Origin of the sequence: Umezawaea endophytica (assembly GCF_025061645.1) — a bacterium.
In the GTDB taxonomy this organism is placed as follows: domain Bacteria; phylum Actinomycetota; class Actinomycetes; order Mycobacteriales; family Pseudonocardiaceae; genus Umezawaea; species Umezawaea endophytica.
On record NZ_JANYMP010000011.1, the window covers coordinates 232,821 to 259,524 of the forward strand.

Genomic DNA, 26,704 nt, shown 5'->3' on the forward strand with positions numbered 1-26,704 from the left:
GCCCCCGACGGGGTCAGACGACCGAGCGCTCCTCGGCGAAGTGGCACGCGCTCGGGTGGTCACCGGCGCGGACGACCAGCTCCGGCTCCTCGGTGGCGCAGATGTCCTGCGCCTTCCAGCAGCGGGTGCGGAAGTGGCAGCCCGACGGCGGGTTGATCGGCGACGGCACGTCACCGGTCAGCCGGATGACGTCGCGCGTGCCGCGCTGCGTCGGGTCCGGCACGGGCACCGCGGACAGCAGCGCCTGCGTGTACGGGTGCGTCGGACGCTCGTAGATCTGGTCCTCCGTCCCCGTTTCCACGATCTTGCCCAGGTACATCACGGCGACCCGGTCGGACAGGTGCCGCACCACGGACAGGTCGTGGGCGATGAACACGTAGGACAGCCCGAGGTCGGACTGGAGTTCGCCCAGCAGGTTCATCACCTGAGCCTGGATCGAGACGTCCAGCGCGGACACCGGCTCGTCGCAGACGATCACCTTGGGGCGCAGCGCCAGCGCGCGGGCGATGCCGATGCGCTGCCGCTGGCCGCCGGAGAACTGGTGCGGGTAGCGGTGGATGTGCTCCGGGTTGAGCCCCACGGTGTCGAGCAGGTCCTGCACCTTCCGCCGCCGCGAGCCCTTCGGCGCGACGTCGGTGTGGATCTCGAACGGTTCACCGATGATGTCGCCGACGGTCATCCGCGGGTTGAGCGAGGTGTACGGGTCCTGGAGCACGATCTGGATGTCGCGCCGCAGCTTGCGCAGTTCGGCGCCGCGCATGGCGAACATGTCGCGGCCCTCGAACTTCGCGCCGCCCGACGTCGGCGGCTCCAGCCGCATCAGCACCTGCGCGAGCGTGGACTTGCCGCAGCCGGACTCGCCGACGACGCCGAGCGTCTCGCCCTTGTTCAGCGTGAACGAGACGCCGTCGACCGCCTTGACGTGGCCGATGGTGCGCTTGAACAGCACACCGACGCGGACCGGGAAGTGCTTGACGAGGTCGGTGACCTCCAGGATCGGCTCAGCCACGGCTGACGACCTCCTCCGCGAAGTGGCACGCGCTGGTGCGGTCGAGGCCGAGCCGGTGGTTGGCGGGCACCTCGGTCTTGCAGACGTCCACGGCGCGCGGGCAGCGCGGGTGGAACGGGCAGCCGGACGGGATGTTCGTCAGGCTCGGCGGCAGCCCCTTGATCGTCTTGAGCTCCTGGCCCTTGAGGTCCAGGCGCGGCAACGACTCCAGCAGCGACTCGGTGTACGGGTGGCCGGGCGCGCGGAAGAGCTGGTAGACGTCCGCGTGCTCGACGATCCGGCCCGCGTACATCACCGCGATCCGGTCCGCCACGTCCGCGACGACGCCGAGGTCGTGGGTGATCAGGATCAGGCCCATGTCGCGTTCGGTCTGGATCTCCCGCAGCAGGTCCATGATCTGGGCCTGCACGGTGACGTCCAGCGCGGTCGTGGGCTCGTCGGCGATCAGCATCTCCGGGTCGAGCGCGAGCGACATCGCGATCATCGCGCGCTGCCGCATGCCGCCGGAGAACTGGTGCGGGTACTCGCCGACCCGGTTCTTGGCGTTGGGGATCTTCACCAGGTCGAGCAGCTCGATCGCGCGGGCGCGGGCTTCCTTGCGGGTCATCCCCCGCCGCACGCGCAACTGCTCCTCGATCTGGAACCCCACGGTGAACACGGGGTTCAGCGCGGACAGCGCGTCCTGGAAGATCATCGCGATGCCGTCGCCGCGGACGTCGCGGCGGCGGTCGGCGGACGCGGCCAGCAGGTCCTCGCCGTTGAACCGGATGGCGCCCTTGGTGACGAACGCGGGCGGGGTGTCCAGGATGCCCATGATCGTCTGGGCGGTGACGCTCTTGCCGGAGCCGGATTCACCGAGTACCGCCAGGGTCTCCCCCGCGTTGACCTGGTACCCGACCCCGTTGAGCACCTTCGCGACGCCGTCGCGGGTGCGGAACTCCACGTGGAGGTCCTCGACCTCCAGCAGTGGTGCGGTCACGGTCGGAACTCCTATCGCGACTTGGGGTCGAGGGCGTCGCGCACGGCGTCGCCCAGGATGACGAAGGCGAGCACGGTGATCGTCACGAACCCGGCGGGGAACAGCAGCATGTGCGGCGCCGCCTGGAAGTAGTCGCGGGACTCGCTGATCATCACGCCCCAGGACACCACCGGCGGGCGCAGGCCGATGCCGAGGAACGCCAGCGTGGCCTCGGCGCCGATGAACGCGCCGAGCGCGATCGTGGCGTACACCAGCACCGGCGCGACGGTGTTCGGCAGCAGGTGCCGGAAGACGATCCGCAGCGGGCTCGCGCCCAGTCCGCGGGCGGCCTTCACGTAGTCCTGCTGCTTCGCGACGAGCGTCGCGGACCGCATGATCCTCATCGAGACGGGCCAGGACAGGACGGCGATGGACAGCACCACCTGGGTGATGATCCGCACCGCGCTGGGGTTCTCCGTCGGCGAGTTGAACGTCGTCAGGATGACGATCGCGCCCAGCACGAACGGGACGCCCGCGAAGATGTCGCCGAAGCGGGACAGGAGGCTGTCGACCCAGCTCTTCGCGTAGCTGGCGAAGATGCCGACCACGGAGCCGATCAGCACCGTGAGCAGCGTCGAGAACAGGCCGACGAGCAACGACGCCCTGGCGCCGTAGATGGCGCGGGCGTACACGTCGTAGCCCTGCACGTCGTAGCCGAACCACGCGTCGGCGGACGGGGTCTTCAGGTAGTTGTCCAGGTTCGCGGCCCGCGGGTCCACCGAGGTGAACAGCGACGGGAACGCGGCCATGACCACCACGATGAAGATGATCACCAGCGAGATGATGAACGTCGGCTTGCGGCGCAGTTCGCCCCACGCGTCGCTCCAGAGGCTGCGGGGCTTGCCCTGCTTCTGCGACGAGTCGTCCACGTGGCTGAGGTCGCCCACCGCCGAGGCGGCCGCCCTCTCCAGCCCGGCACCGCTGGCACCTGGGTCACTCATAGCGGATCCTCGGGTCGAGAACGGCGTACAGGAGGTCGACGATCAGGCTCATCAGCAGGTAGACGAGGACGAGCATCGTGACCACGCCGGTGACGGTGATGCCCTCCTTCTCCTGGATGCCCCGGAAGATCAGGCCGCCGATGCCGTTGATGTTGAACACGCCCTCGGTCACGATCGCGCCGCCCATGAGGCTGCCCAGGTCGGTGCCGAGGAACGTGATCACCGGGATGAGCGAGTTGCGCAGCAGATGCACGCCGACGACGCGGCGGGTCGGCTGGCCCTTCGCGATGGCCGTGCGCACGTAGTCCGCGTGCCGGTTCTCCGCGATGCTGCTGCGGGTCAGCCTGGCCACGTAGGCCATCGACGTGCTGCCGAGCACGAAGCCCGGCAGGATCAACTGCGCGAACGTCGGATCGGTCGCGTCGACGCCAACGTCGAACAGGTCGAGGCCCTGCGGGCCGAGGTAGAGGCGCAGCACGAAGCCGGTGACGAACACCGGCAGCGAGATCAGGAACAGCGTGGACACCAGGACCAGGTTGTCCAGGAAGCCCTGCTTGCGCAGGCCGGTGAGGACACCGGCGGTGATGCCGATGAGCGCCTCGATGAGCAGCGCGACGATCGCGAGCTTCACCGTGGTCGGGTAGGCCGTGGAGATCTGCTCGCCGACCGAGATGCCGGAGAACGTGTCGCCGAAGTCACCGGTGATCACGTTGCCCATGTACTTCAGGTACTGGAGGGGGAGCGGGTCGTCGAAGTTGAACTTGTCGCTCATCGCGGAGATGTAGGCCTCGGGACACGGCCTCTGCCCGCACTTGCCCGCGAACGGGTCCTGCGGGATCGCCCAGACCAGGGCGTAGATGATGAAGGTCGTCCCGATGAACACCGGTATGAGCTGGAGTAGGCGTCGCAGCACGTAGCGACCCATGCCAGTGGCTCCTTGCGTGGTGGGAGGCGCCTGAACGCGGGTCCGGCTCCGCGATGGTGGTGCTTCGCGGAGCCGGACCGTTGCTCGGAGAGCTGTTCGGGATCAGGCCTTGACGCGGAACGCGGACAACTGGCCGTCGCGCTTGAAGGTCAGCTTCGCGGCGCTCAGGTTCTTCGAGTAGCCGCCGATGCCCTTCTCCGTCCACACCGGGATCGAGGGCAGGTCCTTGGCGATCAGCTTGTGGGCTTCCTGGTAGGCCTTGATGGCCTCGTTCTTGTCGGCCGTGCTGTCCGCCTTCGCCAACTGCGCGTCGACCGCGGGGTTGCTGTAGGCGGAGTCGTTCGACGAGGCGCCGGTCTTGAAGATCGGGTTGAGGAAGTTCTCGATCGACGGGTAGTCGGCGGACCAGTCGGACCGGCTCAGGCCGGTGAGCTGCTTGCCGTCGACGATCTGCCGGAACGCGCCGAAGTTGGTCGCGCCGACGAACTCGCAGTCCACGCCCAGCGCGTCCTTGATGCTGTTGCAGGCCGCCTCGAGCGGCTCCTTGCGGCCACCGTCGGCGTTCGACTGGATCGTCAGCTTGCCGGTGAAGCCCGACTTGGTGAAGTACTCCTTGGCCTTGACCTTGTCGTACTTGCAGAAGTCGGCGCAGGTGTTCGCCTCGTAGCCCTCGATGCCCGGCGGCACCCAGCCGTCGACCGGCGTGTACGAGTTGGCCAACACCGTCTTGGTGATCTGCTCGCGGTTGATCGCCAGCGCGATGGCCTTGCGCAGGTCCAGGTTGTTGAAGCCCGGCACGTAGTACGGGATCGCGATGGTGCTGATGCCGAGCAGGTTCGCGTTCAGCACGCGGTCACCGAGGTCGGCCTTGTGCTTGTCGCCGATCTTGGCCGACGGCGGCAGCGCCTCCATGAAGTCCAGCTTGCCGCCGACCAGGTCCTGGTACGCGGTCTCCTGGCTGGAGTAGATCTTGATGTCCAGCGTCTTGAAGTGGACCTTGTCCTCGCCCTGGTAGTCGGCGAAGCGCTCCAACTTGATCAGCGCGTTCGGCGTGCGCTCGACGAACTTCATCGGGCCGTTGCCGATCGGCTTGGCCTCGAAGGCCTTCGGGTCGGCGAAGAACGCGTCGGGCAGCGGGGCGAACGGCAGGTAGCCGATCTGGCTGGTGAAGACCGAGAACGGGCCCTTCAGGGTCACCTTGAACTCGTAGTCGCCCACGACCTCCAGGCCGGACATCTTCTGCGCCGTGGGGGTCGCGCCCTCACCGGCCGGGGCGACGTCGTCGTAGCCCTGGATCTGCGCGAAGAAGCTGGACGCCTGCTGCGCGTTCGGCGCGTAGGCCCCGTAGTTCCAGGCGTCGACGAAGTTCTTCGCCTTCACCTCGGTGCCGTCGTGGAACTTCCAGCCCTGCTTGAGCTTGATCGAGTACACCTTGGCGTCGGCCGTGGTGATCGACTCGGCCGCCAGGTTGAAGGTCTTGCCGTCCTCCGGCTGGAAGCCGACGAGGCGCGTGTACAGGGCCTCGACGGCCTTGGACCCACCTGCCTCGGTGGTGTTCGCGGGCAGCAGGTTCGCCTTCGGCTCGGTGCCGTAGATCGACACCGTGCCGTCCTCGTTGCCTCCCGCTGCGCTGTCGGAACTCGTCCCGCCACCGCACGCGGACAGCGTCATGACGAGCGCTACCGGTACTGCGAGCCACGAGACCGAGCGTGATCGCGACATGCATCCTCCCACCTAAATCTGGCGGCCCCGCGGCGGCGGAGCGCCTCACCCCCCGAAGGGTGGATTCCCAGAACGTGAGAGGGACGGTAATGCGGGGACGTCGTGGGCCGCTGGATTAGGCAGTCACGAAAACGTCACGATCAATACCAATTGCCACTTCAGACGAGCGAGTATGCAAGGCCGTCCAGGATGTCGTGTTCACTCGCGATCAGCTCGGTGACGTCCGTGTGAACAGCCAGGTGCTCGGCGATCGTGCGCACCACCAGCGCCCCGCCGATGATCACGTCGACCCGGCCGGGGTGCATCGAGCCGATGGCCGCCCGCTCGTCGTGGGTCATCGTGAGCAGCCGCCCGGTGATGTCCCTGACCTGGTCGAACGACAGCCGGGCGAGGTGGATCTCGGCCGGGTCGTACTCCGGCAGGTCCTTCGCGATAGCGACCAGCGTCGTCACGGTGCCCGCGACGCCGATCCAGCCCCGCGCCTTCGCCACCGGCACGGCCGCGAACGCGTCCGCCAGCACGTCGGAGGCCACCCGGACCGCCTCCTCGACCTCGGCGGCCGTCGGCGGGTCGGAGCGCAGGCAGCGCTCGGTCAGCCGCACGCAGCCGATGTCGACCGACCGCGCGGCCTCCACGGAGCCCCGCACGCCGTCCCAGGAGCCCAGCACCAGCTCGGTGGAGCCGCCGCCGACGTCGGACACCAGGAACGGCCCGTCCTCGGCCTCCTGGTCGGCCACGGCGCCGGTGAACGACAGCCGGGCCTCCTCGTCGCCGGTGATGACCTCGGCCTCGACGCCGAGCACCTCGGCGGTCATGGCGAAGAACTCGTCGCGGTTGGCGGCGTCGCGGGTCGCGGACGTGGCGACCATCCGCACCCGCTCCACGCCCTTGCGCCGGAGGACGGCCGTGTAGTCGACCAGGGCGGCCCGCGTGCGGGCGATGGCCTCCGGCGCGAGCACGCCCGTGGCGTCCACGCCCTGGCCGAGCCGGACCACGCGCATCTCGCGGTGCACGTCGCGCAGCCAGTGGGCGCCGTCGTCGCCCGTGGTCACGTCAGCGACCAGCAGGCGGATCGAGTTCGTCCCGCAGTCGATCGCGGCCACCCGTGCCATCGTCAGTCCTCCTCGTGTGGTGCTCGCGGAGGACGGTAACGGCCGTGCGCGAAAGAGGGGAACCCGGCTGGTGCCGGGTTCCCCTCCGTGGCTGAACGCGTGCTTACGTGGGCTTCATCGACGACGAGGCGGCCACCGAGCTGCCCGCCGCGGGCGAGGAGCCCGCCGCGACCGTGGTCGTGGTGGTGGTCGTCGTGGTGGTCGTGGGGGTCGGGCAGCCCGGCGGCACCGGGCTCGGCGACGTGGTGGTCGACGTCGTCGTGGTGGTCGACGTGGTGGTCGACGTCGTCGTGCCGCTGGTGGTCGTCGTGGTCGTCGGCGTCGGGCAGAGCGTCACCGAGGTGGGCGACGTGGTCGTCGTCGAACTGCTCGGCTTCGTCGTCGTGGTGGTCGTGGTCGTCGTCGTGCTGGAGCTGGACGACGAGGACGACGTGGTCGTGGTCGTCGACCCGGTGTTGCCCGTGTTGCCGGTGTTGCCCGTGGGGGTGGTGTCGTTGTAGTCGTCGTACGGCGGGTAGTCGTAGTCCGCGTCCGACCCGCTCAGGTCGGGCAGCGAGTCGACGCCGTTCTCGTACTGGATCGCCCACGCCATCACGGTCGCGACATACTCGTCGGAGTGGTTGTAGCGGAAGATCGCCTGTGCCCGCTGCTCCGAGTTGTCCATGTCGCCGCCACCGGAGCACAGGTAGTTGCCCGCGCCGACCGTCGCGTCGTAGATGTTGTTCGGGTTGCTCTGGCCGTCACCGTTGCCGTCCGCCGCGTACGCGGCCCACGTGCCGGGGATGAACTGCATGGGGCCGACCGCGCGGTCCCACGTCGAGTCGCCGTCGAAGGCGCCGTTGTCGGTGTCGTGGATCGCGGCGAAGCCCTGGCCGTTGAGCACCGGGCCCAGGATCGCGGGCGTGGCGTTGCCCTTGGCGTCCACCCGGCCGTCGCGCGCGTGGTTCGACTCGATGCGGCCGATGGAGGCCAGCAGCGACCACGACATGTTGCAGCCCGGCTTGGTGGTGGCCAGGCGCTCCTCGGCCCTCCGGTACGCCTCCAGCATCACGCCGGGGATGCCGGGGACGCCGTCGCCGAGGTCGTCGAACGGGTTCAGCCCGCCGCGCAGCGACTCCAGGTCGTCCGCGTCCGCGAGGAACGCGGCGCTCAGCTCGTCGGTCTCGGGCAGCCTGCCGCCCGCGCCCAGCTCGTCGTCGGTGGCGCCGCGGGCGCGGATCGCGCTCAGCACGTCACCGGGCCCCGGCGACTCGGCCGCGATGTCCGAGCGGTTCGAGGTGGTGATCCAGTCGAGGGTGCCCGTACCCGACAGCAGCGCGGGCGCGAGCATCGCGCAGGTGACCGTGGCGGCGACGCCCCACTGGCGCGGGGTCATCGTCGCGTTGCCCGCGACGACCCTTCTCGCCCTGCGCTTGCGGCCCCGTTTTTTCCGCACTGCCACGAAACACTCACTCCCTGAGCCTCATCGCCACCCGCCGAACGGAGTTCGGCGAACCGCATCACGCTCTGCCCCGCTGACAACCCTGCCTCATCGTCATCGCCCTGTCACGGGAACTCGTTGCCCCAAGGGGACAACTTTGTCTAACGAACAGGCGGTGAAACGGGTGTGCGGTGGGTTTTTCACCGTTGACTGTGACCGGCGCCACCGATCTGCCGGTGGGCCGAACGGCGGAGCCGGTTCAGGCGACGGGGGCCGCGCAGTCGCCGCTGGGCCACGAACCGGCGAGCCGGTCCAGCGCCTCGTCGCCGAACGGGTTCACGCCGCGGCCGACGGACAGCGAGTGGGCGACGTGGACGTGCAGGCACTTGACCCGGTCCGGCATGCCGCCCGCGGTGACCTTCGTGCCGAGCGACTCGATCGCGTCCCGCTCCGCGAGGTACGCCTCGTGGGCCCGCAGGTACGCGGCCGCCAACTCCTCGTCCTCGGCGAGCCGGTCGGTCATCTCGCGCATCAGGCCGGAGCCCTCGAGCGTGCTGACCAACGAGTTCAACCGCGAGCACGTCAGGTAGTACAGCGTCGGGAACGGCGTGCCGTCCTCCAGCCGCGGGTTGGTCTGCACGACGGAGGCGTGCCCGCTGGGACAGCGCGCCGAGATCCCGCGCATCCCGCGCGGCGCCCGGCCGAGCTGGGACGCCACGAAGTCGCGGTCCGCTTCCGAGATCGTCATTTCTTCGCCACCGACTGCCACAACTGCTGGTACCAAGACGTGTTCGCGGCCGGCGCCTTGGCCGGCCTCTCCTCTTCGGGTGTGCGCTCCGCGTCTCCGGGGAGCTGGACGATGTAGGGCGTCTCGCCGGGCCGCACGTAGTGCAGCCGCTTGCGCGCCTCGGCCTCGACCTGCGCCGGGTCGTTGAGCTCCGCCTGCCGCTGCTCCAGCTTCGCCACCTCGGCGGCGAGCTGCCCCTGCTGCGCGGTCACCTGGCGCAGCTCGTCGCGCTGCGCCAGGTACGTCCGCAGCGGCACGGCGATGCTCAGCGCGAGCGCGCAGAGCACCATCGCGAGCAGCGCGGCGCGGCGGGTGCCGGACATGCCGAACGCGCCGCCCGTGCCCGCTCCGGCACGGGTGCGGGCCTTCGACGGGGCGGGGCGGCGGGCGCGGTCAGGCCGGGCCGCCGCCGGAGCTGGGCTCCGTCGGCGGCGCCGGTCCCGATCGGCTTCGGGCATGGGGCTCAGGCTTCCGGCGTGTACCGCGGGAAGGCCAGGTCGCCCGCGTAGCGAGCGGCGTCGCCCAGGCTCTCCTCGATGCGGAGGAGCTGGTTGTACTTCGCCGTGCGCTCGCCGCGGGCGGGAGCACCGGTCTTGATCTGGCCGACACCGGTCGCGACCGCGAGGTCGGCGATGGTGGTGTCCTCGGTCTCGCCGGAGCGGTGGCTCATCATCGACTTGTAGCCGTAGGACTTGGCCAGCTCGACCGCGTCCAGCGTCTCCGACAGCGTGCCGATCTGGTTGACCTTCACCAGCAGCGCGTTGGCCGCGCGGCGGGAGATGCCCTCTTCGAGGCGCTCCGGGTTGGTGACGAACAGGTCGTCGCCGACGATCTGGACGCGCTCGCCCAGTTCGGCGGTCATCTGCACCCAGCCGTCCCAGTCGTCCTCGGACAGCGGGTCCTCGATGGAGACCATCGGGTAGGAGTTGACCAGCTCGGTGTAGTAGCCGGTCATCTGCTCGGCGCTGCGCTTGGACTTCTCGAACGTGTAAGCGCCGTCGGCGTAGAACTCGGTCGCCGCCACGTCCAGCGCGAGCGCGATGTCGCGGCCCGGCGTGAAGCCCGCCTTCTCGATCGCGACCAGGATCAGGTCGAGCGCGTCGCGGTTGCTGGACAGGTTCGGCGCGAAGCCGCCCTCGTCGCCGAGACCGGTCGCCAGGCCCTTGCTCTTCAGCACGGACTTCAGCGAGTGGTAGACCTCGACGCCCCAGCGCAGGGCCTCGCGGTAGGACTCCGCGCCGATCGGCGCGACCATGAACTCCTGGATGTCGACGTCCGTGTCGGCGTGCGAGCCGCCGTTCAGGATGTTCAGCATCGGCACCGGCAGGACGTGCGCGTTCGGGCCGCCGATGTAGCGGAACAGCTCGAGCCCGCTGGACGTCGCCGCCGCCTTGGCCACGGCGAGCGAGACGCCGAGGATCGCGTTCGCGCCGAGCCGGGACTTGTCCGGCGTGCCGTCCAGGTCGACGAGCTTCTGGTCGACCACCCGCTGCTCGACGGCTTCGATGCCGACCAGCTCGGGACCGATCTCGTCCAGGACCGCCGTGACCGCGCGCAGGACACCCTTGCCGTTGTACCGCTTGGAGTCGCCGTCGCGCAGCTCGACCGCCTCGTGCTCACCGGTCGACGCCCCGGAGGGAACCGCGGCGCGCTCCAACGTCCCGTCGTCCAGCGCCACCTCCACCTCGACGGTGGGGTTGCCTCGGGAATCCAGGATCTCCCGTGCGCCGACCTGCTCGATGACCGCCACTTGCGCTCCCCTATTCAGCTCATGTCGTCTCGGTGCCGAGCCTACTTGTGCGGTTCCGCGGCCTGTCGCAGGCACGCGAAATGCTGTGGTGATCACCAGGGTGGACCTGGGCACGCGGCCGTCCGACCGGCAGGATCCGCCGGGTGACGGTTCACGTACGAAGAGGTGGGACCGACGGGCCTGCGCTCGTGCTGCTGCACGGGCTGGGCGCGACCGGTGACGTGTGGCTCGACGCGGCTCGGGCGTGGCCGGGCACGTGGCTCGCCCCCGACCTGCCGGGCCACGGCCGGTCCTCACCGCTGCCGGGGTACACGTTCGACGCGCTGGCCGACGCGCTCGCGCTGGTCGTGCCGGTGGACCGGCCCGTCGCGGTGCTCGGGCACTCGCTCGGCGGGGTGGTCGCGCTGGCGCTGGGATCGGGTCGTTCCGGGCCCTCGGTCGACGTCGTGTGCGGGCTGGGCGTCAAGGTGCGGTGGACCGAGCAGGAGCTGGCCAAGGCCGCTGAGCTGGCGGGACGGCCGTCCAAGGTGTTCGCGACCCGCGAGGAGGCCGCCGAGCGGGCGCTGAAGGTGGCAGGCCTGTGGCGGTTGGTGCCCGCCGACACGCCCCTGGTCGACGGCGCCCTGGTGGAGACCTCGGAGGGGTGGCGACTCGCACTGGACCCGGCCGCCTTCGGCGTCGGCGCGCCCGACATGGCCGCGCTGATCTCGGCGAGCCGCGCGCGGGTCGTACTGGCGGCCGGTGACCAGGACCCGATGTGCCCTCCCGCGCACCTGCTCGCGGCCCACCCGGAGGGGGTCGTGCTGCCGGGGCTAGGGCACAACGCGCACGTCGAGGAACCCGCCGCGCTGGCCCCCCTTCTCACCCGGCTGCACGCCGCACTGGTCGGGTGAAAGTCCACGCGACACGGAGTTCTGTCATCCGGACGGCTGTCGAGGAAGACGCGATCAGTAGGTAGCGTTGATCGAACCATGACCGACAGCACCTTCGAGGCGTTCCGCCGAGCCGAGGCGCTGCTGTCCGAACGCCGTCCCCTCGAGGCGTTGCGGGAGCTGCGCACGGTGCTCGACGCCGCGCCGGACGTTCCCAGCGTGCAGTTGCTGGCAGGGCGGGCCTATCTGGGGTCCGCCCAGCTCCACCGTGCGGAAGAGGCGTTCCGGAAGGTGCTGGACGTTGATCCCAGTGATCATTATGCGCGGTTCGCTTTGGGGAAGACGTTGCAGCGGCAGAGTCGGTTCGCTGAGGCTTTGGCGCAGTTGAGGATGGCGGCTGTGATGAATCCTTCGCCTGAGTATCAGGAGGCGTTGGGGGAGGTTGCGGCTCGGATGGCGGTGGATCGGGATCGGGATCGGCGGCGGGAGGGGTAGCTGCTGGGTCTGGGTTGGGGTCGGTCACACCCCGATTGCGCGATTGTGTCGATGGCTGCTTTGGCTTGTCAAGGCGGGAAAGATGCCTTGACAAGCCAAAGCAGCCATGACGTGCGCTGAGAATCGGGGTGCGGCCGGGGGAAGGTTTGGAAAAGCTGCGGGGCGCTCGGTTGGGTTCGGGGGCGGGTTGAGGCCGGGGGCCCAGTTGGGTACGTCGCGTTAAGCCGAGGGCAGGTTGAGGCCGGGGGCCCAGTCGGGCAAGTCGCGGAAGGCCGGGGGCAAGTTGAGGCCGGGGCCCAGGTGGGCGTGGTTGGCCCTGGGGAGCTAGATGGTCACGCTGGCGCGGGCGTAGGCGTCTGCGCCGCTGAAGACGTTTTGGCCGTATTCGGTGGAGTTGTTGTACTGCCAGACTGCTGCCCACCAGCCCTCGCTGTTGCCCATGTCGCGGTCGCCCGAGCACAGGTAGCGGGCGGTGGCCAAGGCCGCGTCGTCGATGTTCTGCGGGTCTGGTGGGTTGCCGTCGCCGTTTGCTCGCTGGGCGTACTTGACCCAGGTCGTGGGGATGAACTGCATCGGGCCGACGGCGCGGTCCCAGGTGGTGTCGCCGTCCAGGCTGCCGCCGTCGGTGTCGCCGATGGCCTTCACGCCTGGTCTGCCGTCCAGGGGGATGCCGATGATCGGGAGGGTCGTGCGGCCGTCGTCGCCTAGTTTGGCGCCGTTGATGAAGCCGTGGTGGGACTCGATGCGGCCTACGCCCGCGAGGGTGGACCAGGAGATTCGGCAGGCTGGGGCCTGGGCCTTCATGGTCAGGTCCGCTAGCGCGTAGGCGCGTAGTGCGCGTTTGGGGATGTCGGTCTTGTCGGAGACCTTGCCCGCCCACTCGTCGATGGGGTCGGTGGTGTCCTGCTGGCCGTTCGACGGGGCCGCTTGGGGGACCTGGCCTGCGGCGTCGGGGATCTCCGTGCCCGGCTCGATCAACTGGAACGGGACCGGGAAGTCGGCTTTCGGTTGCACCACGGGCTTGCGGTCGAGTGCGCCAAGGCCCCAGGCGCCCGCGGCGACGATCATCACCAGTAACAGGGCAAGGCCGAGTCTTCCGGCCAGGCCGCCCGCCCCTCCGCGCGAGCGCGGGGAGGGGGTGAGTTTGGACGGCGGGGTGACGACCACGTGACCCAGGCTACGTGTCGAATCGGCCCGTGACCGGGATGTGATCAGTGTCGAACGGAGCAACCTCTGCCGGTCTGACCGTTTTGCCTGCATCTGGTGGGTGAACGTGACCCAACCTTGGCGATTCTGCTCTAGACGCAGAGGCAAGGCTTACCTAAATTCAGAGCGGTGGAACGACTGCGGGAGGGGGAAGAGTGCTGGTCAACAACGGTTTGATCGGATTGCGCGAAGGGCTGGAGGCCGCGCTCGTCGTGAGCATCCTGATCGCGTTCCTCGTGAAGACCGACCGGCGGTCCTCGCTCCCGTTCGTGTGGCTCGGGGTCGGTGTGGCCGTGCTGCTGTCGGTCGGGTTCGGCGCGCTGATCACGTTCACCACCTCGACGCTGTCGTTCCAGCAGCAGGAGGCGTTCGGCGGTGGGATGTCGATCCTCGCGGTCGCGTTCGTCACCGGGATGATCTTCTGGATGCGCGGGGCCGCGCGGACCATCGCCGCCGAGCTGCGCGGGAAGATGTCCAGGGCGCTGGAGGTCGGGCCGGTCGCCGTCGCGGTGGTCGCGTTCGTCTCCGTCGGTCGGGAGGGGCTGGAGACGGCCGTCTTCTTCTACTCCAGCGTGCAGAGCGCGGGTGTGGGGATCGTCGAGCCGCTGATCGGGTTCCTGGTCGGGATCGCCGTGGCGGTCGCGCTGGCGTGGCTGCTCTACGCGGGCGCGATCCGGTTCGACCTCGGCAGGTTCTTCACCTGGACCGGAGGGCTGCTCGTGTTCGTCGCGGCGGGTGTCCTCGCGTACGGCCTGCACGACCTGCAAGAGGCCGCGATCCTGCCCGGTCTGAACACGCTGGCGTTCGACCTGAGCACGACCGTGCCCGAGGCGTCCTGGTACGGGGCGCTGCTCAAGGGGATCTTCAACTACTCGCAGCAGACGACCGTCCTCCAGGCCGTCGCCTGGGTCGCGTACGTCGCGATCGTCCTGCCGCTGTTCCTGTACCGCCCGCGCGACCGCGCACCCGCAGCACTCTGAAACCCCAGGAGAACCCGTGTTCACAGCACCTCTGCGCGCGACGTTGGTCGCGGCCGCGTCGTTGTCGGTGCTCGCCGCCTGCGGTGGCGGGTCGACGCCCGCCGCGGGCGGGGACGGCGGTCCGATCGCCGTCGAGGCCGCCGACGACGCCTGCAAGGTGGCGCGGACCTCGGCGGGCACGGGCAACGTGACGTTCGAGATCACCAACAAGGGCAGCAAGGTCACCGAGTTCTACCTCTACGCCGAGGGCGACCGGATCCTCGGTGAGGTCGAGAACGTCGGGCCCGGACTGACCCGGCGGCTGATCGTCGAGGTGACCGACGCGGGCAAGCTCCAGACCGCGTGCAAGCCCGGCATGGTCGGCGACGGCATCCGCGGCGACTTCACCGTGACCGGCGAGGGCCGCAAGTCCGTCGACACGGACACGAAGCTGGCCGACGCCACCAAGGAGTACCAGCGCTACGTGAACTCGCAGGCCGACAGCCTGCTCGTGAAGACCACCGAGTTCGTCGACGCGGTGAAGGCGGGCAAGGTCGAGGACGCGAAGGCGCTCTTCCCGGTCGCCCGCCTGTACTGGGAGCGCATCGAGCCCGTCGCGGAGAGCTTCGGCGACCTCGACCCGAAGATCGACGGCCGCGAGGACGTCATCGAGGAGGGCCTGGAGTTCACCGGCTACCACCGGCTGGAGAAGGACCTGTGGGAAACGGGTCTCCAGGCCGACTCCCCCGCCATCGCCGACCGGCTGCTGACCGACGTGAAGGAGATCGTCACCAAGGCGAAGACCGTCGAGCTGACGCCGCTCCAGTTGGCCAACGGCGCCAAGGAGCTGCTGGACGAGGTCGCGACCGGCAAGATCACCGGCGAGGAGGACCGCTACTCGCACACCGACCTGTGGGACTTCCGCGCCAACGTGGACGGCTCGCAGGCCGCCGTCGCCGCGCTGCGCCCGGTGATCCAGGAGAAGGACGCCGCCCTGCTGACCGTGCTGGACGAGAAGTTCAAGGCGTTGGACGACCTGCTGGAGAAGCAGCGCAAGGGTGACGGCTTCAAGCTCTACACCGAGCTGACCGAGCCGGAGGTCAAGGACCTGGCCGCCGCGGTCGACGCGCTGGGCGAGCCGGTGAGCAAGGTCCCCGAGGCCGTGGCCAAGTGAGCGGGGGGCTGCCGAGGAGGCGACTGCTCGGCCTGGCCGGTGCCGGCGTGGCGCTGGCCGGGGCGGGCGCCGCCGTCGGGGCCGTGGCCGCCGCGCCGCGGCCTCCCGAGGTGGAGGGCGCGTCCTCGCTGACGGGGGCCGTGCCGTTCCACGGCGAGCACCAGGCCGGGATCACCACGGCCGCGCAGGACCGGATGCACTTCGTCGCGTTCGACGTGAAGACCACCAAACGCGAGGAGCTCGTCGCACTGCTCAAGGAATGGACCGAGGCCGCGGTCCGGATGACCGCGGGCCAGGAGGCGGTGGACGGCGGCGCGGTCGGCGGGTCCGCCGAGGCGCCGCCGAAGGACACCGGCGAGGCGCTCGACCTGCCCCCGTCGGCGTTGACCATCACGATCGGCTTCGGCCCCTCGCTGTTCGACGGGCGCTTCGGCCTGGCCGACCGGCGCCCGGCCGCGCTGATCGACCTGCCGCGCTTCCCCGGCGACGACCTCGACCCGAACCGCAGCGGCGGCGACCTGTGCGTGCAGGCGTGCGCCAACGACCCGCAGGTCGCCGTGCACGCCATCCGCAACCTCGCCCGCATCGGCTTCGGCCGGGTGTCCGTGCGCTGGTCGCAGCTCGGCTTCGGCCGCACCTCGTCGACGACGCGGGCCCAGGCGACCCCGCGCAACATGTTCGGGTTCAAGGACGGCACGCGGAACGTCAAGGCCGAGGAGTCCGACGTCCTGCGCGACCACGTGTGGGTGTCCGAGGAGGACGGCCCCGACTGGCTGGTCGGCGGCACCTACCTGGTGGCGCGGCGGATCCGGATGCACATCGAGATCTGGGACCGCACCTCGTTGCGCGAGCAGGAGGAGATCGTCGGCCGCAAGAAGGGCACCGGCGCCGCGCTGGGCCAGGTGGACGAGTTCGACGAGATGGACCTGCACGTCAAGGGCGCGGGTGGGCTGCCGGTGATCGGGGTGGACGCCCACATCCGCCTGGCGTCGCACGAGGAGCTGGGCGGCGCCAGGATCCTGCGCCGCGGCTACAACTTCACCGACGGCTCCGACGGCCTCGGGCACCTCGACGCGGGCCTGTTCTTCGTCTGCTTCAACCGCGACTCGCGCACCCGCTTCGTGCCCATGCAGAACGCGCTGGCGAGCCGGGACAAGATGATGGAGTACCTGGAGCACACCGGTTCCGGCCACTTCGCCGTCCCGCCCGGCGTCCGCGAGGGCGGGTTCTGGGGCGACACCCTCTTCCGCTAGCCGCTCACCGGGGCGCTCTCCGGAACCGGGACGGGCGCGGGCGCCGTGGTCGACAACGGCGCCGCGGGCGCGGTGGTCGACGTCTGCGCGGGCGGTTCGACGGGTGTGGTGGGCGCGGGCGCGACCGTCGGGCTCGGCGGGGTCGTGCCCGCCGTGGTCGTGGTCGGCGTGCTGGACGTGGTGGCGGACGGCGGCGGTGTGCTCGACGACGGCCGGTGGCGGCTGGGGCGCGGTCCACCCCGCCTGCGGGTTTCCTCCACAGTGGACGGACCGGCGGACGCCGTCGTGCCGGACGGCTTGGCCGCGGCCGAGCCCCGTCCGCTCCGGACGGCGTCGCGAGCCTCCGCGGGCGCCTCGCGGACGAAGGCGTCCGAGGAGGTCGGCGCGACGACCCCGGTCCGGCGCGCGCTCACCGGCGTGGGCCGCGAGGTGGCCTGGACGGGGTGGACGCCCGCCTGCTCATCGGGCTGTTCCCCTTGCAGGAGAACGAGTGCGAGCACACCGCCGAGGCCGGTCGCGGCCAGCGGCAGCGCCACCACCGCGCCGAAGCACCCTCGTCCGCTGCGCGGCAATTCCCGATGACCCACCACAACCCCCGACCGACCAGCTCCCGAACACGACCCGCGTACTTGATCGGTTCGAGCCGTCGACCGCAACGGTGACGCGCTCCACGGTCGGGTGGAACCCGATCAGGCGAGCGGCGGCAACCGCGGCGGCACGGCGGCGGGGCGCTCGACCAGCGCCGCCAACGCCAGCTCCACGGCCTTGTCGAGCTGCGGGTCCCGGCCCGCGACGCGGTCCTGGGGCGTGATCACCACCTCGACGTCCGGGTCGACGCCGTGGTTCTCCACTCCCCACCCGTGGCCCTCGAACCAGGACGCGTACCGCGGCTGGGTGACGGGCGTGCCGTCGATCAGCGAGTACTGGCTGTCGATGCCGATCACACCGCCCCACGTGCGGGTGCCGACGATCGGGCCGATGCCCAGCTCCTTGATGGCGACGTTCACGATGTCGCCGTCGGAGCCCGCGAACTCGTCGGTCACCGCGACCACCGGCCCGCGCGGCGCCTCGGACGGGTAGCTGTCGGAGGTCGTGTACCCGCGGGCGACGGACCAGCCGATGATCCGCCTGCCCAGCTTCTCCACCACCAGTTCGGACGTGTGGCCGCCGGAGTTCTCGCGCACGTCCAGCACCATCGCCTCGCGCTGGAGCTCGACCCGCAGGTCGCGGTGCAACTGCGCCCAGCCGCCGCCCATCATGTCCGGCACGTGCAGGTAACCGACGCGGCCGTCGGACAGCTCGTGCACGCGCGCCCGCCGGTCCGCGACCCACGCGTGGTAGCGCAGTGCCGAGTCGTCGTCCAGCGGCACCACGACCACCCGCCGCGGCTCGCCCCCGCCGCCCGGCCGGATCGTCAGCTCCACGGGCTTGCCCGCCGTGCCGACGAGCAGCGGCGCGGGGCCGGTGAGCGGGTCGACCTGGCGGCCGTCCACGCCGACCAGCGCGTCACCGGGCCGGATCGCCACGCCGGGCGCGGCCAGCGGCGAGCGGGCCGCGGGGTCGGACGTCTCGCCGGGGATGATCCGGGCGATCCGCCACGCCCCGCTGTCGTCGCGCTCCAGGTCGGCGCCGAGCAGCCCCTGCGACCGGCCGCCGTACCCGCCGCCACCGCCCACGTAGGCGTGCGACGTGCCCAGCTCGCCCTGGACCTCCCACAGCAGGTCGACCAGGTCGGAGTGGCTGCCCAGCCGGTCGACCAGCGGCCGGTAGCGGTCGAGCACGCCCTGCCAGTCGACGCCACCCATGTCGGTGCGCCAGAAGTTGTCGCGCATCAGCCGCCCGGCCTCGGCGTACGCCTGGTGCCACTCGGCGGCCCGGTCCACGACGACCCGCACGCGGGACAGGTCGATGTCGACGCAGTCGGAATCGTCGTCGGAGTCGACCTTGCGGTCGGTCGGCACGAGCCGCAGCGTCGCGCCGTCGGCGACGACCATCCGCTGCCCGTCACCGGTCACGGAGTAGCCGTCCAGGCCGTCGACGAGCACCTCGGCCTTGAGCTTGGCCAGGTCGAAGCGCTCCAGCACCGACCGCGGCGGCCGGGCGTCCGGGCTGGCCATGTTGTCGCCGAGCACCCCGACCAGCGGGCTGCGCCGCCACAACAGGTTCCCCTTGGCCGCGGTGAGCTGCGCGTAGCGGGCGGCGGCCACCGGGATCGTGACCACGCGGTCCGCCAAGCCCTCCAGGTCCACGACGGTGATCGGGTTCTCGTCGTCGCCGTCCTTCGCCTTGTCCGACGGGTCGTCGTCGCCGATCGGCCTGCCGAGCCGGTACGGGTCGAACGGCGACGGCGTGGTCGCGGCCAGCGGCAGCAGGTACGGGCGGCAGCCGGTGGGGAACGACAGGTCGAACACGTACGCGTCGTACACCGGGTCGAAGCTGCGCACCGACAGGAACGCGAGGTACCGGCCATCCTCGGTGAACGCGGGCGAGAAGTCGGTGAACCGCAGCGGCGTCACGTCCACGGTCGACAGGTCCGTGGTGTTGGCCATCCTGATGTTCTGCAACGGTTTCGGGCCGGGGTGCGACCAGGCGAGCCAGTTCGAGTCCGGCGAGAACGCCAGGTCGCTCACGAGCGGGTTCGCGCCCGTCACGACCTCGCGCAGCTCACCGGACTCCACGTCGACCAGCAGCAGCCTGCCGTCGTGGGTGGCGACCGCGATCCGGCGGCCGTCCGGCGAGACCAGCAACTCCTCCACGTGCCCGAGCTGCCCGACGCCGACGCGGCGCGGCGTGTTGCCCGGTTCGACGCCGCCGACGGGCGCGAACTCCAGGCCGTCCTCGCCCTCGGCGTCGGTGACCCACACGACCTGGCCGCTCTCGCCGACGACCCTCGGCAGCCGGGCGCGGACACCGGGCTGCTCGGCCAACGCGCGGGCCGGACCGTCCTTGTGCGTCACCCAGTGCACGGTGCCGCGGACCTCCACGACGCTGGCGCGGCCGGTCTTGTCCGGCGTCACGTCCTCGACGTTGCGTCCCGTGTGGACGTGCCTGGGGCGGCGGGAGTTGCGCGGGCCGCCGAGTCGGATGTCCAGCCGTCGCGGTTCGGCGTCCAGCGCTTCCAGCAGCCACACGTCACCCGCGTGCTGGTAGACGACGCGGGTGCCGTCGGTGGTCGCGGCGCGCGCGTAGAACTCCTGCTCGGTGTGCCGCCGCAGGTCCGTGCCGTCCGGGAGGACGGAGTGGACGCCGCCGACGCCGTCGTGGTCGGACAGGAACGCGAGCCTGCCGCCGATCCACATCGGCGAGGTGAGCGAGGACGTCAGCTCGGGCAGGATCCGGTGGAACTCGGCGTCGCCGTCCAGGTCGAGCCACAGCTTGGCCGCCGACCCGCCGCGGTAGCGCTTCCACCAGGCCGGGTCGCGGCCGTAGGAGCTGGTGATCGCCCGAACCCCGTCGGGGCCGTGCGCGACGTCGCCGACCCAGCCGAACGGGAGCCGCCGGGCGGGACCGCCGTCCAGCGGAACGGCGTGCGCCCACGACCGGTCGGAGGTGGCTTCGCGGGCGGCCGTCACGGCCACGACGTCGCCACCCGGTGTCCAGTCCGCGACCTTGGTCGTGCGGTGGCCCCAGTACGTCAGCCGTTCCGACGGCCCGCCCTCGACCGGTGCCACGTGCACCTCGGGCGCCCCGTCGCGGGTGCTCGTCCAGGCCAGCGCCGCGCCGTCCGGGGAGAACCGCGGACCGGCCGCCGGGACCTGGTCGGCGGACACCCGCCACGCCCGGCCGCCGGAGATCGGGGCCAGCCAGACGTCGTCCTCGGCCACGAACGCCACGAGGTCGTCGTGCAGGTGCGGGAAGCGGAGGTATGCGGGTTCGATCACACCTCGACGTTAGCGGGCCAGAACCGGCGCCAGTCCTCGGTGTCGAGAGTGGTGATTCCTTCGAGACGTGCGGCGGTCTCGGCGGCTCGGACGTTCCCCGCAAACGTGCGGGCCACCGCCCGGAGTTCGGTCTCGGGGTCCTCCCCCGCCAGCTTCGCCAGTGCTGCCACCGCGAACAGGGTCGCGCCGGAGTCGTCCCCTTCCGGGAGGAGGTCGACCGGGAAGCCCGCGCGCTTGGTGCGCTGCGCCAGCTTCGCCGCCAGCGCCACGGCTGGCTGGCCGAGCGCGACACCGTCCACACTGGACTCGCGCTGCTTCTCCTGCTGCTTCAGCTCTTCCCAGCGCACCTGCTGCGTCGAGGAGTCGCGGACAGCGGAGTCGCCGCCCGCGAACACGTGCGGGTGCCTGCCGACGAGCTTCGCCACCAGTTCCGCGGCCACGTCGTCCACGGTGAACGCGTCCGAGCCGTGCTCGGCGGCGACACGGGCGTGGAACAGGACCTGGAGCAGCACGTCGCCCAGTTCCTCGCGCATGGCCGCGCGGTCGCCGTCCTCGATCGCCTCCAGCAGTTCGAAGGTCTCCTCGACCAGGTACTGCCGCAGCGTCTCGTGGTCCTGCTCGGCGTCCCACGGGCACCCGCCGGGCGACCGCAGCCGGTCCATCACGGCCACCGCGTCGAGCAGGCCCGCGCCGACGGGCAGGCCGATCACCGGAGCGCCCGCCGCGACCAGCGCCGCGGCGGCGGGGTCGGCGGCCGACACCGCGACGAGCACGACGGGCTCGGCGCGGGCCAGCTCCACCAGCGGTCCCGGAGCGGGCGGCGGCTCGTCGACGCCGAACACGTGCGCCGCGCCGCGCAGGTGCGGCAGCGCGGCGACGGGCAGCACGTCGGCCGCGCCGCGCAGGACGACAGCCGTTCCAGGGGCCAGGGTCACGGCTTGGGCTGCTGGACGGCGATCTGGAAGCCCGCCTTCTCGCCTTCGCTCGGCGCGACACCCATCATGGAGGTGTCCCACACGCCGTAGCGCGGGTTGACCCGGATGTTCAGCTCGTCCGAGAGCTGCTGGAGCATCCGCAGGCCGATGCCCGCGAGCACGTCCGGCGTCAGCTCCTGCGACGCGCCGTCAGCCGACGGGCGCGCGTTCGTCTGGCGCTCCTTGACGTGCGCGACGATCCAGTTGCCCTGCTCGGGCGACGGCGGGAACGCGATCACCGTGTCGGCCGGGACGCCGAACAGCAGCGTGGTCGCGAGCTGCGGCGACTGCGCGGACGCCACCTGGGCGTCCGTCTCGCCCGCCTGCGAGTCCTTCTGCTTGGCGTCGCGGACGAACTCGGCCATCTTGCTCGGGTCGCGGGCGACCTGCTTGGCCTTGTCGATCGCTTCCTGCGTGTCGTTCGCGTAGAAGTAGTCGAACCTCACCGCGAGCTTGTCCGCGTACTTGCGGCCGATCTCGACCTGGAGGAGCTGGTCGCGGGCGCGCTCGTTGCGGAAGGTGTCCGCGTCGAAGAACGTGCCCTCGCTGAGCTGCTCGGCGCCACCGGCCTGCTCCAGGAGCTGGCTGAGCGTGTCCTCGGAGACGCTGACCTTCTCGCGGTCGGCCGCCCGCAGGGTCAGCTCGTGCTGGATCTTGAACGTGAGGATGTCGCGCGCGGTCTTGTCCAGCTTCGCCTGCGGCGCGGCGCCCTCCTGGGCCTGCCCGCCCTCGGGCTGGCGGTCGAGGTAGCTCGACAGCCTTCCCTGGACCAGGTTCAGCGGGATCACGGTGTCGCCCACGATCGCGGCCGAGCCAGCCTGCGCCGGACCTGAGCCGCAGCCCGCGAGGAGCAGCGCGGCGGCAGCGCCGAGCAGGGTGAATCGACGGTACCGGGACCTCAGCACAGTGCTCACGAGGCTACCTTCTCACGCCCCAGTGGTCGCGCTCACAGCGCTACCCGCCAACGACTCGAGGAAGTGGGCGCACCAGTCCAGGAGTTCCTGGTCGCGGAGCTGCGGTGCGCCCATCCGGCCGCCTGCCGCGCCCTCCGTCGGCCGCGGGACGGACACCGTCGACACGGACTCCTTGTAGACCGCCTTCGGGTGCAGCCTGCGCAGCCGGACGAGCTGCGAGTCCCGCAGCGGCATCGGCGCGAACCGGATGGTGTTGCCCTGCGTCGCGACCTCGGTCACGCCGTGGCGGCGGCACGTCTGGCGCAGGGTGGCGACCGCGAGGAGCCGGTCGACCGGCAGCGGCGGCGTGCCGTAGCGGTCCTTCAGCTCGTCCAGCACGGCCTGGAGCGCGGCGGCGTCCCCGGCGGCGGCGATCTTGCGGTACGCCTCCAGCCGCAGCCGCTCGCCCGGCACGTAGTCGTGCGGGATGTGCGCGTCGACGGGCAGGTCGATCCGGACGTCGGCCAACTCCTCCTCGACCTCCGACTCCGCGCCCGCGTGCTTGCGGAACGCCTCGACGGCCTCGCCGACGAGCCGGATGTAGAGGTCGAACCCGACGCCCGCGATGTGCCCGGACTGCTCGGCGCCGAGGATGTTGCCCGCGCCGCGGATCTCCAGGTCCTTCATCGCGACCGCCATGCCCGCGCCCAGCTCGGTGTTCTGCGCGATCGTGGCGAGCCGGTCGTGCGCGGTCTCGGTCAGCGGCGACTCCGGCGGGTACAGGAAGTACGCGTACCCGCGGTCCCGGCCGCGGCCGACGCGGCCGCGCAACTGGTGGAGCTGCGAGAGGCCGAGCATGTCGCCGCGCTCGACGATCAGCGTGTTGGCGTTGGAGATGTCCAGGCCGGTCTCGACGATCGTCGTGCAGACGAGGACGTCGTACTCGTTCTCCCAGAACCCCTCGATGATCTTCTCGAGCTTGTCCTCGTTCATCTGGCCGTGCGCGGTCACGACCCGCGCCTCCGGCACCAGCTCGCGGATCTTGCGCGCGGCCCGCTCGATCGAGGAGACCCGGTTGTGCACGTAGAAGACCTGGCCGTCGCGCAGGAGTTCCCGGCGGATCGCCGCGCCCACCTGCTTGTCGTCGTAGCCGCCGACGTAGGTGAGGATCGGGTGCCGCTCCTCCGGCGGGGTCAGGATCGTGGACATCTCGCGGATGCCCGCGAGGCTCATCTCCAGGGTGCGCGGGATCGGGGTGGCGGACATCGTCAGCACGTCGACGTGCGTCCGGAGCGCCTTGATGTGCTCCTTGTGCTCGACGCCGAACCGCTGCTCCTCGTCCACGATCACCAGGCCGAGGTCCTTGTACCGCAAGCCCTTCTGCAACAGCCGGTGCGTGCCGATCACGACGTCGACCGAGCCGTCCTCCAGGCCCGCGACGGTCTGCTCGGCCTCCAGCGCGTCGGTGAACCGCGAAAGCCCCTTCACCGTCACGGGGAACGCGCGCATCCGTTCGGCGAAGGTGTTCAGGTGCTGCTGCGCCAGCAGGGTCGTCGGCACCAGCACCACGACCTGTTTGCCGTCCTGCACCGCCTTGAACGCCGCGCGCACCGCGATCTCGGTCTTGCCGTAGCCGACGTCGCCGCAGATCACCCGGTCCATCGGGACCGACCGCTCCATGTCGGCCTTGACCTCGTCGATCGCCGCCATCTGGTCGACGGTCTCGGTGAACGGGAACGCGTCCTCCAGCTCCCGCTGCCACGGCGTGTCCGGCGCGAACGCGTGGCCGGGCGCGGACTGGCGGGCCGCGTAGAGCTGCACCAGCTCGGCCGCGATCTGCTTGACCGCCTTGCGCGCCTTGGTCTTCGTGTTCTTCCAGTCCGACCCGCCGAGCTTGTTCAACGTCGGCAGCTCGCCGCCGACGTACCGCGAGATGTCGTCGAGCTGGTCGGTGGGCACGAAGAGCCGGTCGCCCGGCTGGCCGCGCTTGCTGGAGCCGTACTCCAGCACCAGGTACTCGCGGGTCGCGCCCGCGACCGTGCGCTGCACCATCTCCACGTACTTGCCGATGCCGTGCTGCTCGTGCACCACGTAGTCGCCCGCCTTGAGCGCCAACGGGTCCACGCTGTTGCGCCGCCGCGACGGCATCTTGCGCATGTCCTTCGTGGACGTCCCGCCGCGACCGCCGGTCAGGTCGGTCTCGGTGAGCACCACCAGCGCCAGCTCGGGGATGGAGAAGCCCTCTTCGAGGGTGCCGCGCACGACCGTGACGAGCCCGGCCTTCGGCGGTTCGGCGAGACCGGCCTCCGCCAGCGTCGACGCCACGTCGGCGTCCCGGAGCTGCTGGGCCGCGCGCTGCGCCGTCCCCGAGCCTGGCACGACGAGCACCGCCGTGCCGCCGGTCGTGACGTGCGCGCGCAGGTCGGCGAACGCCCGGTCGATGTCACCCTGGTAGGCCTCGACGTGCTTGAGGTCGAGGCGCAGCACGTCCTCGCCCTCGCTGGTGAGCTGGCTCAGCGTCCACCACGACCGCCCCTTGCCGCGGGCGGCGTCCGCCGCCTCGGCCAGGCTCCGGTACGCCGACGCGCCCAGGTCGATCGGCGCCTTGCCGCCGCCCGCCGCCGCCATCCAGGAGGCTTCGAGGAACTCCTGGCCCGTCCGGACCAGGTCCTGCGCGCGGGCCCGGATCTTCTCCGGGTCGGCCAGCAGGACCTGCGTGCCGTCCGGGACGATGTCGGTGAGCATCTGGAGCTCGCCCTCGCAGAGCGCCGGGATCAGCGCCTCCATGCCCTCGGACGGGATGCCGTTCACGATCTTGTCCAGGATCTCCACCAGGTGCGCGTCCCCCTGGTGCTCCTCCGCCAGCGCCGCCGCGCGCGCCTTCACGTCGTCGGTCAGCAGCATCTCGCGGCACGGCGGCGCGGTGAACTCGCGCACCTCCGTCGGCAGCGAACGCTGGTCCGCCACCGAGAACGGCCGGATCTCGCTGACCTCGTCGCCCCAGAACTCCACCCGCAGCGGGTGCTCGGCGGTGGGCGGGAACACGTCCAGGATCCCGCCGCGCACCGCGAACTCGCCGCGCTTCTCGACCATGTCGACCCGCGCGTAGGCCACGTCCACCAGGCGCTGCACCAGTTCGGCGAAGTCGAACTCCACCCCGACCTCCAGGTGCACCGGCTTCAGCTCGCCCAGGCCCGGCGCCATCGGCTGGATCAGCGACCGCACGGTCGTCACGACGACCTTCAACGCCCCGGCCGGGTGCTCGTCCGGGTGCGCCAGCCTCCGCAGGATCTGCAACCGCGCGCCGACCGTGTCCGCCCGCGGCGACAGGCGCTCGTGCGGCAGCGTCTCCCAGGACGGGAAGTGCACGACCACGTCCGGCCCGATCAGGTCGCACAGCTCCGAGGTCAGCTCGTCCGCCTCGCGCCCGGTCGCGGTCACCACCAGCACCGGCCGGTCGGCGCCCTGCGCCGAGGCCAGCGCCGCCGTGACCAGCGGGCGGGCCGCGGGCGGACCTTCCAGTTCCAGCGACGGCTCACCCGCGGCGTCGACCAGCGCGCGCAGCGCCTTGTCGGACAGGACGGTGGTCAGCAGGCCGGAGAGCGGACCGGGCTGGGGCATTTCGGGGCTCCTGTGCGTGACACGCGGACAGACCCCTGCCTGGGACTGATCGCTCCCAGGGAGGGGTTCTCGGCTTCCAGCGTAACCCGGTTGCGGCGCACGGCACGCTGGAGTGGTGAAGCACAAAGAGGTCAGAGCCGACTACGACGATCGGCACATCACCGTCTACCAGGCCTATTCGCCCGCCATCGCGCTACCGGCGCTGCGGGCGGGCACGTTCGTGCCACCGTTCAAACCCGATCGGATGACGTGGGTGAAACCGTCGTTCCTGTGGATGATGTACCGCTGCGGCTGGGGTCTGAAGGAGGGCCAGGAGCACGTGCTGGCCGTGCGCCTGACCCGTGAGGGCTTCGAGTCGGCCCTGCGCGACGCCGTCCTCAGCCACGACCGCTCGGTCCGCAAGCCGCAGGTCCGCGTGCAGTGGGACCCCGAACGCGACCTCCACCACAACCCGCTCGACCACCGGTCCCTGCAACTCGGCCTGGCGGGCGCGACCAGCACCCGGTACGTCGAGGAGTGGGTCGCGGGCCTCACCGACGTGACGCCGCTGGCGCGGGAGGTCCACGCGCTGGTCCGCGGGGGCTCCCTCGACGAGGCCGCCGCCCTGCTGCCGGTGGAACGCCCCTACCCGCTGCCCGAGGACGTCCGCGAGCACCTCGGCGCCTCGGCCTGAACACCGACCACACCTCGAA

22 protein-coding genes are annotated in these 26,704 nt (G+C 70.9%); 6 read left to right on the forward strand and 16 right to left on the reverse strand.

Features of this window, described 5'->3' with window-relative positions:
* Positions 1-13 precede the first annotated feature (13 nt).
* From NZH93_RS23840 to eno, 10 genes are all read right to left on the reverse strand, one after another.
* On the reverse strand, positions 14-1,009 hold the full coding sequence (locus tag NZH93_RS23840; protein WP_259625399.1) for an ABC transporter ATP-binding protein: 996 nt from the start codon (positions 1,007-1,009) through the stop codon (positions 14-16).
* Complete coding sequence (locus tag NZH93_RS23845; protein ID WP_259625400.1) at positions 1,002-1,988, reverse strand: ABC transporter ATP-binding protein; 987 nt, start codon at positions 1,986-1,988, stop codon at positions 1,002-1,004. The genes NZH93_RS23840 and NZH93_RS23845 overlap by 8 nt, the downstream gene beginning before the upstream one ends.
* Positions 1,989-1,999: 11 nt before the next feature.
* Complete coding sequence (locus NZH93_RS23850) at positions 2,000-2,968, reverse strand: ABC transporter permease (RefSeq protein ID WP_259625401.1); 969 nt, start codon at positions 2,966-2,968, stop codon at positions 2,000-2,002.
* Positions 2,961-3,893 carry an ABC transporter permease gene (locus tag NZH93_RS23855; RefSeq protein WP_259625402.1) on the reverse strand — a complete coding sequence of 311 codons (933 nt, stop codon included), beginning with the start codon at positions 3,891-3,893 and terminating at the stop codon, positions 2,961-2,963. Before NZH93_RS23855 ends, NZH93_RS23850 begins: the two co-directional genes overlap by 8 nt.
* A 102-nt stretch (positions 3,894-3,995) precedes the next feature.
* On the reverse strand, positions 3,996-5,615 hold the full coding sequence (locus tag NZH93_RS23860) for a peptide ABC transporter substrate-binding protein (RefSeq protein ID WP_259625403.1): 1,620 nt from the start codon (positions 5,613-5,615) through the stop codon (positions 3,996-3,998).
* A 158-nt stretch (positions 5,616-5,773) separates the two neighbouring features.
* The gene (locus NZH93_RS23865; protein ID WP_259625404.1) at positions 5,774-6,727 is read right to left on the reverse strand and encodes a Ppx/GppA phosphatase family protein; all 954 of its coding nucleotides are present in this window, start codon (positions 6,725-6,727) and stop codon (positions 5,774-5,776) included.
* A gap of 103 nt (positions 6,728-6,830) precedes the next feature.
* The gene (locus NZH93_RS23870; protein WP_259625405.1) at positions 6,831-8,168 is read right to left on the reverse strand and encodes a lytic transglycosylase domain-containing protein; all 1,338 of its coding nucleotides are present in this window, start codon (positions 8,166-8,168) and stop codon (positions 6,831-6,833) included.
* Between the two features lie 238 nt (positions 8,169-8,406).
* Positions 8,407-8,895 carry a DUF501 domain-containing protein gene (locus tag NZH93_RS23875; RefSeq protein ID WP_259625406.1) on the reverse strand — a complete coding sequence of 163 codons (489 nt, stop codon included), beginning with the start codon at positions 8,893-8,895 and terminating at the stop codon, positions 8,407-8,409.
* Positions 8,892-9,392: an FtsB family cell division protein gene (locus tag NZH93_RS23880; RefSeq protein WP_259625407.1), complete on the reverse strand. Its 501-nt coding sequence runs from the start codon at positions 9,390-9,392 to the stop codon at positions 8,892-8,894. The genes NZH93_RS23875 and NZH93_RS23880 overlap by 4 nt, the downstream gene beginning before the upstream one ends.
* Before the next feature lie 5 nt (positions 9,393-9,397).
* Positions 9,398-10,684: a phosphopyruvate hydratase gene (gene eno, locus NZH93_RS23885; protein WP_259625408.1), complete on the reverse strand. Its 1,287-nt coding sequence runs from the start codon at positions 10,682-10,684 to the stop codon at positions 9,398-9,400.
* A 143-nt stretch (positions 10,685-10,827) separates the two neighbouring features.
* Here eno and NZH93_RS23890 point away from each other — a divergent pair, with 143 nt between their 5' ends.
* Together NZH93_RS23890 and NZH93_RS23895 are read left to right on the forward strand one after the other, a co-directional pair.
* Complete coding sequence (locus NZH93_RS23890) at positions 10,828-11,577, forward strand: alpha/beta fold hydrolase (RefSeq protein ID WP_259625409.1); 750 nt, start codon at positions 10,828-10,830, stop codon at positions 11,575-11,577.
* A gap of 78 nt (positions 11,578-11,655) precedes the next feature.
* Positions 11,656-12,051: a tetratricopeptide repeat protein gene (locus tag NZH93_RS23895; RefSeq protein ID WP_259625410.1), complete on the forward strand. Its 396-nt coding sequence runs from the start codon at positions 11,656-11,658 to the stop codon at positions 12,049-12,051.
* A gap of 324 nt (positions 12,052-12,375) precedes the next feature.
* Here NZH93_RS23895 and NZH93_RS23900 read toward each other — a convergent pair whose 3' ends face one another.
* Positions 12,376-13,218: a lytic murein transglycosylase gene (locus NZH93_RS23900; RefSeq protein WP_259625411.1), complete on the reverse strand. Its 843-nt coding sequence runs from the start codon at positions 13,216-13,218 to the stop codon at positions 12,376-12,378.
* Positions 13,219-13,412: 194 nt separating this feature from the next.
* Here NZH93_RS23900 and efeU point away from each other — a divergent pair, with 194 nt between their 5' ends.
* Genes efeU through efeB form a run of 3 tightly spaced genes read left to right on the forward strand, consistent with a single transcriptional unit; the run spans position 13,413 to position 16,643 of the window.
* The gene (efeU, locus tag NZH93_RS23905; RefSeq protein WP_259625412.1) at positions 13,413-14,237 is read left to right on the forward strand and encodes an iron uptake transporter permease EfeU; all 825 of its coding nucleotides are present in this window, start codon (positions 13,413-13,415) and stop codon (positions 14,235-14,237) included.
* Between the two features lie 16 nt (positions 14,238-14,253).
* Positions 14,254-15,390, forward strand: a complete 1,137-nt coding sequence (efeO, locus tag NZH93_RS23910; RefSeq protein ID WP_259625413.1) for an iron uptake system protein EfeO — start codon at positions 14,254-14,256, stop codon at positions 15,388-15,390.
* Positions 15,387-16,643 carry an iron uptake transporter deferrochelatase/peroxidase subunit gene (efeB, locus tag NZH93_RS23915; protein WP_259625414.1) on the forward strand — a complete coding sequence of 419 codons (1,257 nt, stop codon included), beginning with the start codon at positions 15,387-15,389 and terminating at the stop codon, positions 16,641-16,643. The genes efeO and efeB overlap by 4 nt, the downstream gene beginning before the upstream one ends.
* On the opposite strand, the gene NZH93_RS23920 is transcribed toward efeB, so the two are convergent.
* From NZH93_RS23920 to mfd, 5 genes are all read right to left on the reverse strand, one after another.
* Entirely contained in the window at positions 16,640-17,182 is a 543-nt protein-coding gene (locus NZH93_RS23920; RefSeq protein WP_259625415.1) for a hypothetical protein, read from the reverse strand. The two genes, efeB and NZH93_RS23920, sit on opposite strands and share 4 nt — an antisense overlap.
* 150 nt (positions 17,183-17,332) lie before the next feature.
* Positions 17,333-20,524 carry a S41 family peptidase gene (locus NZH93_RS23925; protein ID WP_259625416.1) on the reverse strand — a complete coding sequence of 1,064 codons (3,192 nt, stop codon included), beginning with the start codon at positions 20,522-20,524 and terminating at the stop codon, positions 17,333-17,335.
* Positions 20,521-21,459 (reverse strand): nucleoside triphosphate pyrophosphohydrolase, encoded by a 939-nt coding sequence (locus tag NZH93_RS23930; RefSeq protein ID WP_372506766.1) that lies wholly within the window; start codon positions 21,457-21,459, stop codon positions 20,521-20,523. Before NZH93_RS23930 ends, NZH93_RS23925 begins: the two co-directional genes overlap by 4 nt.
* Positions 21,456-22,412: a SurA N-terminal domain-containing protein gene (locus NZH93_RS23935; RefSeq protein WP_259625417.1), complete on the reverse strand. Its 957-nt coding sequence runs from the start codon at positions 22,410-22,412 to the stop codon at positions 21,456-21,458. The genes NZH93_RS23930 and NZH93_RS23935 overlap by 4 nt, the downstream gene beginning before the upstream one ends.
* A gap of 12 nt (positions 22,413-22,424) precedes the next feature.
* The gene (mfd, locus tag NZH93_RS23940; RefSeq protein ID WP_259625418.1) at positions 22,425-26,012 is read right to left on the reverse strand and encodes a transcription-repair coupling factor; all 3,588 of its coding nucleotides are present in this window, start codon (positions 26,010-26,012) and stop codon (positions 22,425-22,427) included.
* 115 nt (positions 26,013-26,127) lie between these two features.
* Between mfd and NZH93_RS23945 the strand changes: the two genes are divergently transcribed.
* Positions 26,128-26,685, forward strand: coding sequence for a DUF4291 domain-containing protein (locus tag NZH93_RS23945; RefSeq protein WP_259625419.1), 558 nt, complete (start codon positions 26,128-26,130; stop codon positions 26,683-26,685).
* The last annotated feature ends 19 nt before the right edge of the window (positions 26,686-26,704 follow it).